Source organism: Collinsella aerofaciens (genome assembly GCF_015670795.1).
Taxonomy (GTDB): Bacteria; Actinomycetota; Coriobacteriia; order Coriobacteriales; family Coriobacteriaceae; genus Collinsella; species Collinsella aerofaciens_Q.
Map to the genome: position 1 here is coordinate 130,303 of NZ_JADPCJ010000001.1, position 14,308 is coordinate 144,610.

Sequence of the window (14,308 nt, forward strand, 5' to 3'; positions counted from 1 at the left end):
CTATGCCTCCTGTGCGGCCTCATTGCCCAGCTTCTGTAGCAGCGCAACCTCGGCGGCGGGATCTTCGGACTTAAATACGGCGGAGCCGGCTACGAGCACGTTGGCGCCGGCCTTGACGACCTCGGCGATGTTCTTAGAAGAAATGCCGCCGTCGACCTCGATCATGGGCGACACGCCGTGGCGCTCACACATGGCCTTGAGCTCGTGTAGCTTTGCGATGGTGCCCGGGATAAAGCTCTGGCCGCCGAAGCCAGGGTTCACGCTCATGAGCAGCACCATGTCGACAACGTCGATGATGCTCTCGAGCACACACACGGGGGTGGCAGGGTTGAGCACCACACCGGCCTTGACGCCGCGCTGCTGCAAATGGGTGAGCGTACGGTGCAGGTGCGTGGAGGCTTCGTAGTGCACGGTGATCATATCGGCACCGGCGTCGGCGTACCAATCGACCGTCTCGTCGGGGTTCGACACCATGAGGTGTGCGTCGACCGGCACGTCGGTGGAGCGCTTGACGGCCTTGAGGATGTCGACGCCAAAGGTGAGGTTGCCGGTAAAGTGACCGTCCATCACGTCGAAGTGCACGTAGTCGGCACCGGCGATCTTGTCGAGCTCGCCCTTGAGGTTGGCCATATCGGCCGAAAGGACGGACGGAGCGATTTTAATGGAACCCATGGTAGAAGCCTTTCTGCACTAGTCGGTGAGTCCGTAGAACTCTTGCGATGGGACGCGGTCGGTGAGAATTTCGAGCGCCCTATCCAAAGTAACACCGTTGTAGAGCGTTTGCTCCACGGCAAAGGTGAGCGGAATGTCTACGCCCAGTGAACGGGCGAGTTCGCTGACGCTGCGGGCCGCGACGGCGCCCTCGACCACCATATGCGTGCGGGCCTGGTACTCGTCGAGCGACACGCCGTGGGCAAACTCGTAGCCAAAGGTGCGGTTGCGCGAATGTTCCGAGGTGCAGGTGGCGATGAGATCACCCATACCGGCTAACCCCATGCAGGTCATAGCCTGGCCGCCGCGGGCGTGCACCAGGCGGCTGATCTCGGCCAGGCCGCGCGTCATGATAAGGGCGAGCGTGTTGTCACCCGCGCCGGAGCCGGCGGAAATGCCGCACACGATGGCGATGACGTTTTTCATGGCGCCGCAAACCTCGACACCGGTCATGTCCTGCGACAGGTAGATGCGGAAGGCCGTGGACAGCAGCAGCTCCTTAAAGGTCTCCCCTATCTGCGGGTCTTTACTGGCAATGACGGCAGCAGAAAGTCCGCCGCGGCAGATCTCCTCGGCATGGTTGGGGCCCGAGAGCGCGGCCACGCGTGCCCCGTTGCCGATCTCGCTGGCAATGACCTCGCTCATGAGCAGGCCGGACTCGGGCTCAATACCCTTGGTGAGGCAGAGTACCGGGGCGTCGGCGGCGATGAAGTGTGCTGCCTGCTGACATACACTGCGCAGGTGCGTGGAGGGCACGGCAAAGATAATGGCGTCGGCGCCGTCGAGCGCCTGCGCCAGGTCCGTCGTGGCGATGACGTTGCCGGGCAGCTCGTAGCCGACCAGATACCGGGGGTTACGATGCTCACCATTGATGCCAGCGGCCGTCTGCTCGCTATGGGCCCACATGGTCACGCGCTCGGCTCGAGCGGCGGCAAGGCCGGCGACGGCGGTTCCCCAGGAGCCGGAGCCAATCAGCGCAACATTCATGACTCTCTCCTACTTATCGTCGGGCTCGGTGACGCGCTTGGTAAACGAGAGCTTGGACTCCTTGCCCGTCATGAGCTTTTTGATGTTCGCGCGATGGGCCCACACCACGGTGATGCCGATCATCGCCATGCAAAACTTAAGTCCCAGGCTGCTATACGGAAAGACCGCGCAGGCAGCGATGGGAAGACCGATGGCAGCGGCAAGCGAGCCCACCGACACAAACTTGGTGATGGCAACGGCCACGATAAACATGCCCAGCAGCGAAAGTCCGATGGGCCAGTACCAGGCGAGGATAACGCCCAGACCCACGGCGATGCCCTTGCCGCCATGGAAGTTGAGGTACGGCGAGAAAATGTGGCCCCATACGGCCGCCAGGCAAATGACGCCGAGCATCCAGTCGCCGGGGGCTCCAGGCGCCATGACGCTCACAGGGAAGCCATAGCCCACGCCCGCGATGAGCGGTCGGGCGATAAGGACGCAGATGGCGCCCTTAAGACAATCGAGCAGCAGCGTGAGCGCGGCCACCTTGGGGCCGGCTACGCGCAGGGCGTTGGTGGTGCCGATGTTGCCGGAGCCCGCCTTGCGAATGTCCGTGTGGTTGAACACACGGCCCAGGATCAGGCCAAACGGAATCGCTCCGATAAAGAACGAGACCACGGCGCAGATAGCGGTCAGCAGAATCGGATTATGCATCCTTTTGTTCCTTCTTCCTAAAGAAGAGTCGAATGGGCGTGCCGGAAAAATCGAAGGTCGAGCGCATGCGGTTCTCCACGTAGCGCTGGTAGGTGTCGTTGACCAGGTCGCTGTGGTTGACGAAGAACGTAAACGTCGGCGGGTTGACGCCCGTCTGGGTCACGTAGTGCATGCGCAGGCGGCGCTTGCCGTCCACCACGGTGTGGCCAAACTCGCGCAAGTCGGTGAGGAACGTGTTGAGGCGCGAGGTGGTGATCTTTTGCGAGCGCGTCTTTTCGGCCGCGTCGACCATTGCCCAAATCTTCTCGACGCTGCGGCCGGTCAGGGCCGAGATGCGCAGGTACTGGGCCCAGGGAGCCATGACGCCCAGACGGCGGTCGACGGTCTCCATGCAGGCCTCGCGCTTGCGGTCGTCGTCGAGCAGGTCCCACTTGTTGAGCAGCACCACGATGGCGCAGCCGCGCTCGATGGCCAAGCCCATGACCTTCTGGTCCTGCTCGGTGACGCCCACGGAGGCGTCGACGACGAGCAGCGCCACGTCGGCGCGGTCGATGGCGCGCAGGCCGCGGACCATGGAGTAGTACTCGATGTTCTCGTACACGGTGCTCTTCTTGCGAATGCCCGCGGTGTCGACCATGCGGTAGTGCTTGCCGTCGCGTTCGACGACGGTGTCGATGGCATCGCGCGTGGTGCCGGCGATGTTGGACACGATGGAGCGGTCGGCGCCCAGGATGCGGTTGAACAGCGAGGACTTACCGGCGTTGGGGCGGCCGATGATGGCCACGTTCAGCGCATCGGGGAACTCGTCGGCGACCTCGTCCTCCTCCTCGGGCAACAGGGCCACGATGTCGTCGAGCAGGTCGCCCGTGCCGTGGCCGTGCAGGGCCGAAAGCGGCGTGGGCTCACCGATGCCGAGGGAATAGAACTCCCAGATGTTGTCGTTCTCGCGATCGGGGTTGTCGAGCTTGTTCACCAGCAGAAAGACCGGCTTGTCGGAGCGCTTGAGCATGCGGGCGACCGACTCGTCCTCCTCGGTGACGCCGGTGCGGCCATCGACCACAAACAGGATGACGGCGGCTTCTTCGGCGGCGGCAAGGGCCTGGTCGCGGATGGACGTGGCAAAGACGTCGTCGCTCTTGAGCGGCTCGATGCCTCCCGTGTCGACGATGGTGAACTCGCGACCGTTCCAATCAGCCGTGTGGTATGAGCGGTCGCGCGTGACGCCGCGGGACTCGTGGACGATGGCGTCCGAGGTCTGGGCCAGGCGGTTAACGAGCGTGGACTTGCCCACGTTGGGGCGTCCGACGACGGCGACGATAGGTTTCATCTGCTCTCCTTTAATGGGTAGGTTCAGCGGGAATAGTTGAATTGGCGGACGTTATGCCAAGGATGTGCTCCAGGGTATCGAGCAGCTCATGCGGCATGGTCGATACCACATGAACCTCGGCGCCGCGACCGGTAAGGCTTGCGAGTAATTCGTCACGATGATACTCGTCAAGGGTCATACCGTCGGCGTTGAACATGAGCTTAGGCACAAAGAGCATAACCCCCGACAGGTCCTGCGACAGCTGCTCCAAGATGTCACAGGCGACGATGAGGCCGGTCACGTCCACGTTGCCGCCAAAGTAGCGGTTTTTGATGGCCGTGACGGTACCGGCAAGGCCCTGCGGCGATTCCACAAAACGCGCCACCGTATCGCGCGCGCTGGCGCCCGAGAGGCACAGCAGGCGCTGGCCACGGGCGGCGATTGCCTCGCGAACGCGGCGCAGGCGCTCGGCATCGGCGGCGAGCACGTTGTCGGTCTCGTCCAGATAGGAGCGGATCATGCCGATGCCGTCGTAGTACTGCGGGTAGCCGTCGTAAAAGTCCGCCTCGGGCGGCTCGATGCCGGCGTCCAGATAAAACTCGTCGCTCATCTGGAAGGTGTGGCGGCCAAATCGCTCGAAGGCACGGTCCTGGAAGGGGCGGATCATGGCGATAGTCTCGCGCGCCAGCTCGGGCTTGTCGCTGTAGGACCAGCTAAAACGATTCTGGTGCTTGGTAAAACCAAGTGGCACAATGCCCAGGCTCGTGATTTGCTCGTGCTCCTCGCAAAAGCGCAGGGTCTTTCGCAGCTCCTCGCCGTCGTTCATGCCGGGGCACAGCACGATCTGCGCGTGAATCTCGATGCCGGCCGCCATGATGGCCTCGAGCACATCCATACCGCGCTGGGCGTTGCGGCCCATCATGCGGCGGCGGACGTCGGGGCTTACGGCATGGACCGACACGTTCATGGGGCTCATGTTGCGTTGGATGACGTTTTGCACGTCCTCGTCGGTGAGGTTTGTCAGCGTGACAAAGTTGCCCTGCAAAAAGCTTAGGCGGTAGTCATCATCGCGGATGTAGAGCGTGGAGCGTCCGCCCTTGGGCAGCATCGTCATAAAGCAGAACACGCAGGCGTTCACGCAGGTGCGCATGCCATCGAAGATAGGACCATCGAACTCAAGGCCCCAGTCCTCTCCCGGAAAGCGATCGAGCTCAACGGGGGTGACGGTGCCGTCGCGCGGATCGAAAACCTCCAACTCGACGGTGTCGTCGTCGGCCTCCCAGAGCCACACGATCATATCGGTCAGCTGCTCGCCGTTGACCGTGAGCACGCGCATGCCCGGCTCGATACCCACATCCCATGCGGGCGATTCGGGGCGCACGTTTTTAACGAGCGCGCCCTCACCCGGCTCGGGGTCGCGGCTGCGCCCGTAATCGGCCACCTCGGCGGCGTATGCGGGTACGGTCTGGTCCATGATTAGCGGCAAAGCTCCTTGATGCGCTCGACGGCGCGCTCGATGTGTTCTTGTGGGGTAGAGGCTCCGGCGGTGATGCCGATGTGGCGTGCGTCGGTAAACCACGCGGCCTCGATCTCGGACGCCTCCTCGATGTGATGGGTGTGCTCGCAGACGTCGGCGCAGATCTGTGCCAAGCGGCGGGTGTTGCCCGAGTTCTTGCCGCCAACCACGACCATGCAGTCGCAGCGGTTGGCAAGTGCGGCCGCCGCCTGCTGGCGCTCGCTCGTGGCGGCGCAGATGGTGTTGATCACACGCAGCTCTTGCACGCGCGGGGTGATGGCGGCCACGACCTCGGCGAGGTTCTGCGCGGTCTGGGTGGTCTGCACAACCAGACCGACCTTGCCCTTGAGCGGCAGCGCGTCCGCATCGGCGGCGCAGCTCACGACCTGCGCGTCATCGCCGGCATGGCCCAGGATGCCCTCCACCTCGGGATGGCCCGGCTCGCCTACGACGAGCACGCGATAGCCCTCGCGTACCAGGCGCTCGGCGGCCACGTGGACCTTCTTCACGTAGGGGCAGGTGGCATCGACCACGTCGAGGCCGCGCTCGCGAGCGGCCTCAATCACCTGCGGCACCACGCCGTGAGCTCGGATGATAACGGTGCCCGATGCGGCATCGTCCAGGGTCTCGGCCAGACCGACGCCCGCCTCGGCAAGCTCGCGCACCACGATGGGGTTATGAATGAGCGGGCCCAGGGTGTGGACCTGAGCGGTCTCCCCCACTTGCGGGGCAGCCGCCAGGGCCATATCGAGCGCGCGCTGCACGCCGTAGCAGGTGCCGGCGTGAGCAGCGATTTCGATGGTGGGGGCGTCTGCCTTGCCGGTCATGGCCTCGGTAGTGTTCATGACTTCCTCGCCCATGGCTAGAACCTACCCGGGTGCTCGGCGCACAGGTCATCGCGCATGGCGTAGACACGACTCATGGCCTCGGACTCAAACCAGGCCAGGCGCTCCTTACGCTTGAGCTCGGCCGGTGCATCGGAAAGCGAGATTGCCTTGCCGGCACGGATCCAGCACTTTTTGGGGCGCATGAGCTTTTTGCCCGCAGGCGTAATATCGGACCAGCCGCAGATGGCGAGCGGGTTGACAGGCGCCTTGCCCATCTGGGCGATGAGCGCAAAGCCGCCGTGGACTTCGGGTTTGATCTCGCGTGAGCGGATGCGCGTGCCCTCGGGGAAGATCAAGACGTCCTCGCCGCGTTGCAGCGCATGCTGGGCGGCGCGCAGGCACTTCATGTCGGCGGTGCCGCGCTCGACGGGAATGCCGCCCACGCGGCTAAAGGCCCAGCGTACGATCTTGCTCTTAGCAAACTCGGATTTAAAGATGGGGCGAATGCGGCGTCCGCCAAAGAACAACGCCGTCTCCACGGCCAGCAGCTCGGCCATTGAGGTGTGGTTGCAGATGACCACGCTGCCGCGGCCTTCCTGGCGCTCAAACAGCAGGTCGCTGTCCTCGACCTTCCAGCGCCACATGAGCTTGGAGAAGACCCACAGGATGCCCATGACTACTGCGACAGTGCCGCGGATGAGCGCGGGGAACTCGGCGTAGGGGGCGTTGTAGTAATCCTCGGGCGTCTGCTTAAACAGGCGCATGGGCTACCTCCTTTGGTTGATGAGATCCTCGATGATCGAGACGACCTCGTCGATGGTGTGGGCGGTGGAGTCGACGTGCACGGCGTCCTCGGCGGGAACGAGCGGCGCGACCTCGCGGCTGCTGTCGAGCTTATCGCGTTGCTTGAGGGCGTCGAGGGTCTTGTCGACCTCGGCCTCGAGCTGCTCTTCGGTGAGCGACTGGGCGTCGTTTTGGTGGCGCTGCAGCACGCGGCGACGGGCGCGTTCGCGTGGGTCGGCGGTCAGAAAGACCTTAACCTGCGCGTTGGGGAACACGACGGTGCCGATGTCGCGACCCTCGGCGACAATGTCGCGATCCTCGGCGGCGCGGCGCTGATGGATGAGCATGGCGGCGCGCACGCCCGGGTAGGCCGAGACCTTGGACACGTTGGCGTCGACCTGCGGAGTGCGGATGGCGGCCGAGGCGTCCTTGCCGTCGATGGTCAGGCGCGTGTCCTCGCCGGTACTGTTGGTAAAGCGGATCTCGATCTGCTCGGCGAGGGCGTCGATGGCCGCCTCGTCGTCCAGGTCGATGCCGCGATCGAGCGCGGCGAAGGTGACGGCGCGGTACATAGCGCCCGTGTCGAGCTTGTTAAAGCCCAGCTGGCGGGCTATCTCCTTGGCGATAGTGGACTTGCCGGAACCGGCGGGGCCGTCGATGGCGACGATCATACAATGCTTCCTTTCGGTGGTTAACGTGCTGGTATGGGACGCAGGCGCTGCAGCTTGGCGGGTTGCCTAGCTCGTGTAGCGCTCGCGGTAGGTGTTGCGCTTGGGCGCGGAGCCGTGGCTGCCGTGGTGGCGCGTGCGGCTTGCGGTGTTGGTTGCCGGCGCGGCGCCGCGCTTGGAGCCGGCCTGCTTGGGCGGGATACCGCCGGCCTTCAGAATCTGCACTTCGCGGTCGGTGAGCTCGCGCCATGAGCCCTTGACCACGTCTTTGAGCTCCAGGCCGGCAAAGTTGCAGCGGTGCAGGCGGATCACCGGATGGTGGATCTTGCTCAGCATGCGCTTGACCTGGTTCTTGCGTCCCTCGCGGATGATGACCTCCACGGCGGTGGTGCCGGGCTTCACACCCTGCGGGGCCACGGCCTCGGCCTCGCGCGCGTTAATGACACGGCAGATCGCCGGCTGGCACAGACCGTCGTCGAGCTCGATGCCGCGACGCAGCGGCGCAAGATCGTGGTCGGACAGTTCGCCGTCCACGAGCGCCTGGTAGGTCTTGTAGACGTGCTTGCTGGGGTGCAGCAGATCCTGCGACAGGTCGCCGTCGGTGGTAAAGAGCAATAGGCCCGTGGTGTCGCGATCTAGGCGACCCACCGGGAACAGGCCCGGAAAACGGTCGCGGGGAACCAAGTCCGCCACACAGGGACGCTCCTGCGGGTCGCTCATGGTAGTGAGGTAGCCGGTCGGCTTGTAGAGCATCAGGTACACGGCGCCCTGGTTGAGCTTGACGGGCATGCCGTCGACCTCGATATGGTCGCGGTCGACGTCGACCTTGGTGCCCAGCTCGGTCGCGACCTGGCCGTTGACGGTCACGCGGCCGGCGGTCATCAGGTCCTCCGAGCCGCGGCGGCTCGCCACACCCGCGCGCGCCAAAAAGCGCTGCAGGCGCATGGTGTGCGGGTAGACGGGCTGGGCGTCACCTGCGGGCATTGTGGCGCCCGTGGCGCTTGCGATGCGCGTCTCCTCTGCTTCGTTAGTCCTCGTCATGCATGTCCTCCGAGGTGTCACCGGCGGCCAGCAGCTCCTCGCCATCGGTGTCCTCAACATCGGTATCGATCAGTTCGCGCTCTTCGTCCAAGTCCTCGGCCTGTTCCTCGAGCGTGGACTGAATGCTGCGGCCGCTCAGGCGCTCGCGGATAAACTGGCGCGACTGCTCATCGGGGGCAAACTGCTCCAGATCGGGCAGGTCGCGGGTGGAGCGCAGGCCGAACTTTTCCAAAAAGGCGTTGGTCGTGCCGTAGATGATGGCCTGACCGCGTTCGGGGTCGCGACCGAGCTCGCGCACCAGGCCCTTGTCCACGAGCGACGCGATGACGCCGTCGGAGTTGACACCGCGGATGCCCTTGACCACCTCGCGCGTGACGGGCTGGTGGTAGGCGATGACGGCCAGGGTCTCCAGCGCCGCCTGCGACAGCTTTTGCGTGTCCCAGCTCAGCACATAGGCCTCGACCACGTCGTGGTAGGCGGGGTGCGTGAACAGGCGCCAGCCGCCGGCGACCTCGCGCAGCTGAAAGCCGCGATTGGCCTCCTCGTACTCAACCTTGAGCTCGGCCAAAAGCGACGCGCACTCGCCCGGGGCGATATCCAGCGCACCTGCCAGCGCGGGCGCGCTCACGGGGTCGCTCGACACCAGCAACAGCGCCTCGAGGGCGCCTTTGAGGCTGTTTGCCTCCAGCGTGGAAAGGGTTGACATGGTTGGTCGCTCCTATTCGGTGAGCTCGGGGCCCTCGCCGGGCACGTATGCCTCGGCGCCCTCGACGCGGTTGATTTGAATGGTTCCAAAGATCTCGTCCTGGCTCAGCGTGAGCGAGCCGCGTTTGGCAAGCTCGAGCATGGCCAGGAAGGTGACGACGAGCTGCTCGGTTGTGGCGTCGCCGTCCAAGAGCTCGCGGAAGGTACAGGTTTGGTGCGCCATGGTAAAGCGGTCGACCGAGGCCACCGTCAGGTCGAGCGGCACGCGATGCGGTGCCACGTGCTCGGCCTCCAGCAGGAAGGTCTGGCGTTTGCCGTCCAGGTCGGCGCAGATGACGGCGAGGCCGCGCAGGGTAATGCCGGCCAGGTAGTCGGGCATAAGGCCTAGGAACTCGGGGTCGGGGCCGGCCACGCGCGGATGCATGCGGCTCTCGGCCTGCATGCGAGCGCCAAGGGCTGCCGCCGCGCCCTTAAACTGCTTGTAGGCAATCAGACGCTGGATCAGGACCTCGCGCAGGGCGTCGCCGTCGAGTGCGCTGAGCTCCTCGAGGTCTTCGTCGTCCTCGTCATCGTCGACGGTTTTGCTCGGCGCCTCCTGGGGTACCAGCGAGGCGGCCTTGATGTCCAAAAGGGTTGCCGCGACCAGCAAAAAGTCGCTCGCCACGTCCAGGTCCAGCGCCTCGATGCGTTCGGCCTCGGCAAGGTACTGCTCGGCCACCTCGCTGATCGAGATGGCGCCGATATCAACTTTTTGGCGAGTTACCAGCTGCAGCAGCAGGTCGAACGGTCCGCTGTAGACCTGCGTCGACACGCGATACGACATCTTCGACCTCCTTTGACGGCGCCTTCGCGGCGCGGTTTGGGTGCATGTAGTGACCGTTTTGCACGGTCGACCTGTAAGTTTACCTTAGATGCCGGCGATTGCGAAGTTGAGCAGCCACTCGGCCAGCGGATACACGGTAACGTCGAAATAGCGCCCGATCACATCGATGCCGGTCCACATGGGCAGCAGGTACAGCACCAGGATGAGAATGGGCATGGCGTATTGCTGCAAACGATAGTAGTTGGCGAGCGCCTTGCCTTTGAGGAACGGCACGATAATCGACGAGCCGTCGAGCGGCGGAATCGGGATGAGGTTAAAAAACGCGAGCGACAGGTTGACCACGATAAACGTGGCACCGAAGTTCATGATTTGCGACGCCACGGCAAAGGACATGCTGGTGTAGAGGTTGCCGTATGCCGCGTGCATGAGGGCGGCCGCGAGGAATGCCAGCGCGATGTTCGAAGCGGGGCCGGCTGCGCTCACCAGGACCTCGTCGCGCTTGGGGTGCTTGAGGTTGTTGAGGTAGACGGGCACGGGCTTGGCGAAGGCGAATACCGGGCCGCCGGCCGCGAGCATCAGCAGCGGCAGGAGAATGGTGCCAAACGGGTCGATGTGGTTGAGCGGGTTGAGCGAGACGCGGCCGCGCGAACGGGCCGTCTTGTCGCCGAGCGCCCAGGCCGCGGCGGCGTGTGCGCTCTCGTGGATCACGATACCCACGATGACGGCAATGGCGCTGGCGAGCAGGTTCATGAGGTAGCTGCTGGACATGACACTCCCCTAGCGGACGCGGCGCGAGGCGCGCGTAAGCAGGTAGTCGGCCACAAACAGGATGACGGCCACGATGGCGTAATCCAAGCGGAAGACACCGCCAAAGGGCGAGGTGATAACGCCGTAGCCGGCGATGGCGCTCGGCAGGGCGCGCGAAAGCTCAACGACAAAGCCCACGATCTGCAGCTTGGCGGTGAGGCCGCTGAAGCACAGCAGCACGGTCATCGCGCTCATAAAGATGCCGCAGATGCGACAAGCGATGGCGATGATGCTCATCGCCACGGCAGCGGCTTTACGAGAGTTCACGCGCGGTCTCCTCTTCGATCTGGGTTGAAAGCTCGAGCCATTCGTCCTCGAGCTTGGGCAGCTCTTGCTTAAGGCCGTTATATTCCCCCAGCGCGGCGTTGAACTTGTCCTGATCGGCATAAAGCTCTTCGCTTGCCATCAATTCCATAAGCTCGTCATAGCGGGCACGCTTTTTGTCCAGCTCTGCCTCGATCTTTTTGAGCTGGTTGCGCACGCCCTTGAGCTTTTTGTTGAGCGCGGCGCGAGCCTGGGCCTCGGCGCGCTTTTGCTCCTTGGTCTTTTTGCCCTCGGCAGGCTTGGGAGCCGCGGCTGGGCTGCTGGCCTGGGCGGCGTTGGCGGGCTTAGAGCTCCTGCTTGCCTCCGGCGCGCTCTCCCCTGCCGTCTCGGCGGCGGCGCGGGCAGCGAGGTCCTCGCGCTTGAAGAGGTAGTAGTCGTAGTCGCCGTCGTAGACCGTGACCTTGCCGTCGCGGATGTCGATCACGCGGTTCGCCACGGCGCGCACCAGGTGCTCGTCGTGGCTGATCAGCACGATGGTGCCGGGGAAGTTTTGCAGGGCGTTTTCGAGCATGTCCACCGAGTCGATATCCAGGTGGTTGGTGGGCTCGTCCAGGCACAGGAGCGCCTCGGGGGCCACGAGCATCTTGGCCAGGGCCAAACGCGCCTTTTCGCCGCCGGAGAGCACGCGGACCTGCTTTTCGATGGAATCGTTGTCGCTAAACAAGAAGGCGCCCAGCAGGCTACGCTGCTGCGGCACGGTCCACTTGGGCGTGACGGTGTCGATCTCTTGCAAGACGGTGTTGGACTCGGTCATGCCCTCGAGCGCATGCTGGGCATAGTAGGCGATGCCCACGTTGGTACCCAGGTCGCGCGTGCCGGAAGTGGGCGGCTCCAGGCCGGCGAGGATCTTCATGAGGGTGGACTTGCCGGCGCCGTTGGGGCCGACAAGCGCCACGTGCTCGCCGCGGTAGAGTTTGAGGTCGATGTCTCTGTAGATGTGCTTGTCGCCGTAGGACTTGGAGACGCCCTCAAGGCTCACGACCATATCGCCGGAGCGCGGCGGGTCGGGGAACTTAAAGTCGATGTGCTTGTGGCCCTCGGGCAGGATGACGAGTTCCTTTTTGATCTGCTCGATCTTGCGGATGCGCTCCTGCGCCTGTGCGGCCTTGGTGGGCTTGTAGCGGAACTTGTCAACGAAGACCTGCATGTGGGCGATGTCGCGCTCCTGCGCGGCGCGCTTGGCGCGCATCTGCTCCAGGTTGTCCTCACGCTGCTTGAGGTAGCTGCTGTAGTTGCCGGTGTAGGTGGTCACGCGGCGGTTTTCGAGCGCGGCGACGTGGTCGACGCAGGCGTCCATGAAGGCGCGGTCGTGGCTGACGATGAGCACGGCGCCGTCGTAGTTGGCGATAAAGCCGCGCAGCCACTGGACGCTTTCGAGGTCCAGGTGGTTGGTGGGCTCGTCAAGTAGCAGTAGGTCGGGGTGGCGCAGGAAGAGCTTGGCCAGCGCGATGCGCATCTGCCAGCCGCCCGAGAACTCGGAGCACGGGCGCTCAAAGTCGGTGACCTTAAATCCGAGGCCGGACAGGATCTTGCGGGCGTTGCTCTCGAGCTCGTAGCCGCCCAGGTGCTCAAAGCGGTCCTGGACCTGGCCGTACTCGTTAAGGAGCGCGTCGACGTTCTTGCCCTGCTCGGAGAGCTCGGTGATCTGGGCCTGCAGCTCGTTGGCGCGCTCGCCCATGCGGCGGATTTCCTTGGCGGCCGCCATGACCTCGGCAAGGATGGTGGTGTCCTTTTGCTCCAGGTTGGTTTCCTGCTCTAGGTAGCCTACCTGGCAGTCCTTGGCGTACTGGACCTGGCCGGCGTCGGGGCTGTCGATGCCCATGATGATCTTGAGCATGGTAGTTTTGCCGGCGCCGTTGGGTCCCACGAGCGCAAAGCGCTCCCCGGGGTTGATCTGGAAGGACGCGCCGCTAAAGAGGACGCGCGCGCCGAAGCTTTTTTCGATCTTGTCGACCAGGAGGATCATGGTGCCGCCTTTGACCTTGTGTGCCTATATGAAAAAAGGCCCCAACTTGCGTTGGAGCCTCATTCAATGCTCGGGTGGAGACGAGGGGGATCGAACCCCTGACCTCTTGACTGCCAGTCAAGCGCTCTCCCAGCTGAGCTACGCCCCCGTGCGAAGAAGTACTATACGGGAACTCACGCGCCGATGCAAGGACAATTTCGGAAAAACTTTCGTGATCGTCGGCGCACACGGGACCGCGCCAGCCCGCGGGTCGCCTGGCCCCCGCACGGCCTGTACGCCGGCCGACTTGGCGCGCGGAACACGATCCGCCCCGTGCAACAGGATTTTCCGTGCACCGCCAGTCCCATTATCGGGTCTGACTGCGAAGTGCCCCTCCTCTGCGCTTCAGAACCATGCCGGTTTACTACGATGAATCAGGAATGTCCGACCACGCACGCCTTTTCGCGTAACCGGCGGGCTCCCTACCTGCGGTTTTACAAATGGAGAACACGCGGTGCTTGGGAGTCGCTGATCCGTCGTAGTAATCCGGCATGGTTCTGAAATGACATCAGGTTGATTTCACGCATAAATATGTTGGAGCCCTGAAATATAGGCTTTTACTTTTTCTAAAACACGTCTTTTCCGCGATGCGCCTAGATTAGCTGTTGTTTAGCATCGGATATGATCTTGCGTTGTGCGACTTGCTCGTGCATGGTAGTATTTCACGACGTGAAGCGAAGAAATTTGGCCTGAGTTGCCTTTGTTAGAATTGCATTCACCGTTCATAAGGGCTCTTGGCGCAACGGTTAGCGCAGGGGACTCATAATCCCTGGGTTCTGGGTTCGAATCCCGGAGGGCCCACCAGAGTATTTCGAGGCCGGGCATTACGCCCGGCCTCTTTGTTATTGAGCTGCAGACTAGCTTGTCATTCAGAGACGTAAAGTTATCAACATTCATATTCGTAATTGACAATGGGTATGTCGCCAAGATGCTACTCAGCCAATACATGGCTTAAATTAATAGATATGAAAAAAGGCCCCAACTTGCGTTGGAGCCTCATTCAATGCTCGGGTGGAGACGAGGGGGATCGAACCCCTGACCTCTTGACTGCCAGTCAAGCGCTCTCCCAGCTGAGCTACGCCCCCGTGCGAAGAAGTACTATACGGGAACTC

14 protein-coding genes and 3 tRNA genes are annotated in these 14,308 nt (G+C 63.3%); 1 reads left to right on the forward strand and 16 read right to left on the reverse strand.

What is annotated here, in order from left to right:
- The 15 genes from rpe to I4W09_RS00710 all read right to left on the reverse strand — a co-directional run bounded on the left by rpe (position 1) and on the right by I4W09_RS00710 (position 13,305).
- A complete protein-coding gene (gene rpe, locus I4W09_RS00640; protein ID WP_196031248.1) occupies positions 1-672 on the reverse strand; it encodes a ribulose-phosphate 3-epimerase in 672 nt (223 codons plus the stop codon).
- A gap of 18 nt (positions 673-690) precedes the next feature.
- Positions 691-1,698: an NAD(P)H-dependent glycerol-3-phosphate dehydrogenase gene (locus I4W09_RS00645; protein ID WP_196031249.1), complete on the reverse strand. Its 1,008-nt coding sequence runs from the start codon at positions 1,696-1,698 to the stop codon at positions 691-693.
- Positions 1,699-1,707: 9 nt separating this feature from the next.
- Positions 1,708-2,391: a glycerol-3-phosphate 1-O-acyltransferase PlsY gene (plsY, locus tag I4W09_RS00650; RefSeq protein WP_196031250.1), complete on the reverse strand. Its 684-nt coding sequence runs from the start codon at positions 2,389-2,391 to the stop codon at positions 1,708-1,710.
- Entirely contained in the window at positions 2,384-3,718 is a 1,335-nt protein-coding gene (gene der / locus I4W09_RS00655) for a ribosome biogenesis GTPase Der (RefSeq protein WP_196031251.1), read from the reverse strand. The genes plsY and der overlap by 8 nt, the downstream gene beginning before the upstream one ends.
- Positions 3,719-3,728: 10 nt before the next feature.
- Positions 3,729-5,171 carry a DUF512 domain-containing protein gene (locus I4W09_RS00660; protein ID WP_196031252.1) on the reverse strand — a complete coding sequence of 481 codons (1,443 nt, stop codon included), beginning with the start codon at positions 5,169-5,171 and terminating at the stop codon, positions 3,729-3,731.
- Between the two features lie 2 nt (positions 5,172-5,173).
- Positions 5,174-6,073, reverse strand: coding sequence for a 4-hydroxy-3-methylbut-2-enyl diphosphate reductase (locus I4W09_RS00665; RefSeq protein WP_230318584.1), 900 nt, complete (start codon positions 6,071-6,073; stop codon positions 5,174-5,176).
- 2 nt (positions 6,074-6,075) lie between these two features.
- Positions 6,076-6,804 (reverse strand): lysophospholipid acyltransferase family protein, encoded by a 729-nt coding sequence (locus tag I4W09_RS00670; RefSeq protein WP_196031253.1) that lies wholly within the window; start codon positions 6,802-6,804, stop codon positions 6,076-6,078.
- Between the two features lie 3 nt (positions 6,805-6,807).
- Entirely contained in the window at positions 6,808-7,494 is a 687-nt protein-coding gene (gene cmk / locus I4W09_RS00675; protein ID WP_196031254.1) for a (d)CMP kinase, read from the reverse strand.
- A 66-nt stretch (positions 7,495-7,560) separates the two neighbouring features.
- Positions 7,561-8,532: a pseudouridine synthase gene (locus tag I4W09_RS00680; protein ID WP_371732483.1), complete on the reverse strand. Its 972-nt coding sequence runs from the start codon at positions 8,530-8,532 to the stop codon at positions 7,561-7,563.
- The gene (scpB, locus tag I4W09_RS00685) at positions 8,519-9,238 is read right to left on the reverse strand and encodes an SMC-Scp complex subunit ScpB (protein ID WP_196031255.1); all 720 of its coding nucleotides are present in this window, start codon (positions 9,236-9,238) and stop codon (positions 8,519-8,521) included. The genes I4W09_RS00680 and scpB overlap by 14 nt, the downstream gene beginning before the upstream one ends.
- 12 nt (positions 9,239-9,250) lie before the next feature.
- Positions 9,251-10,060 (reverse strand): segregation and condensation protein A, encoded by an 810-nt coding sequence (locus I4W09_RS00690; protein WP_196031256.1) that lies wholly within the window; start codon positions 10,058-10,060, stop codon positions 9,251-9,253.
- An 84-nt stretch (positions 10,061-10,144) separates the two neighbouring features.
- On the reverse strand, positions 10,145-10,828 hold the full coding sequence (locus tag I4W09_RS00695) for a site-2 protease family protein (RefSeq protein WP_196031257.1): 684 nt from the start codon (positions 10,826-10,828) through the stop codon (positions 10,145-10,147).
- Between the two features lie 9 nt (positions 10,829-10,837).
- Positions 10,838-11,134: a hypothetical protein gene (locus I4W09_RS00700; RefSeq protein WP_164473297.1), complete on the reverse strand. Its 297-nt coding sequence runs from the start codon at positions 11,132-11,134 to the stop codon at positions 10,838-10,840.
- Entirely contained in the window at positions 11,121-13,157 is a 2,037-nt protein-coding gene (locus tag I4W09_RS00705; protein WP_196031258.1) for an ABC-F family ATP-binding cassette domain-containing protein, read from the reverse strand. The genes I4W09_RS00700 and I4W09_RS00705 overlap by 14 nt, the downstream gene beginning before the upstream one ends.
- A 75-nt stretch (positions 13,158-13,232) precedes the next feature.
- Positions 13,233-13,305: transfer RNA gene (locus tag I4W09_RS00710), tRNA-Ala, on the reverse strand.
- 619 nt (positions 13,306-13,924) lie between these two features.
- On the opposite strand from I4W09_RS00710, the gene I4W09_RS00715 reads away from it, so the two are divergent.
- A tRNA-Ile gene (locus I4W09_RS00715) sits at positions 13,925-14,000 on the forward strand.
- Positions 14,001-14,208: 208 nt separating this feature from the next.
- Here I4W09_RS00715 and I4W09_RS00720 read toward each other — a convergent pair.
- Positions 14,209-14,281 (reverse strand) — tRNA-Ala (locus I4W09_RS00720).
- Positions 14,282-14,308: the final 27 nt, after the last annotated feature.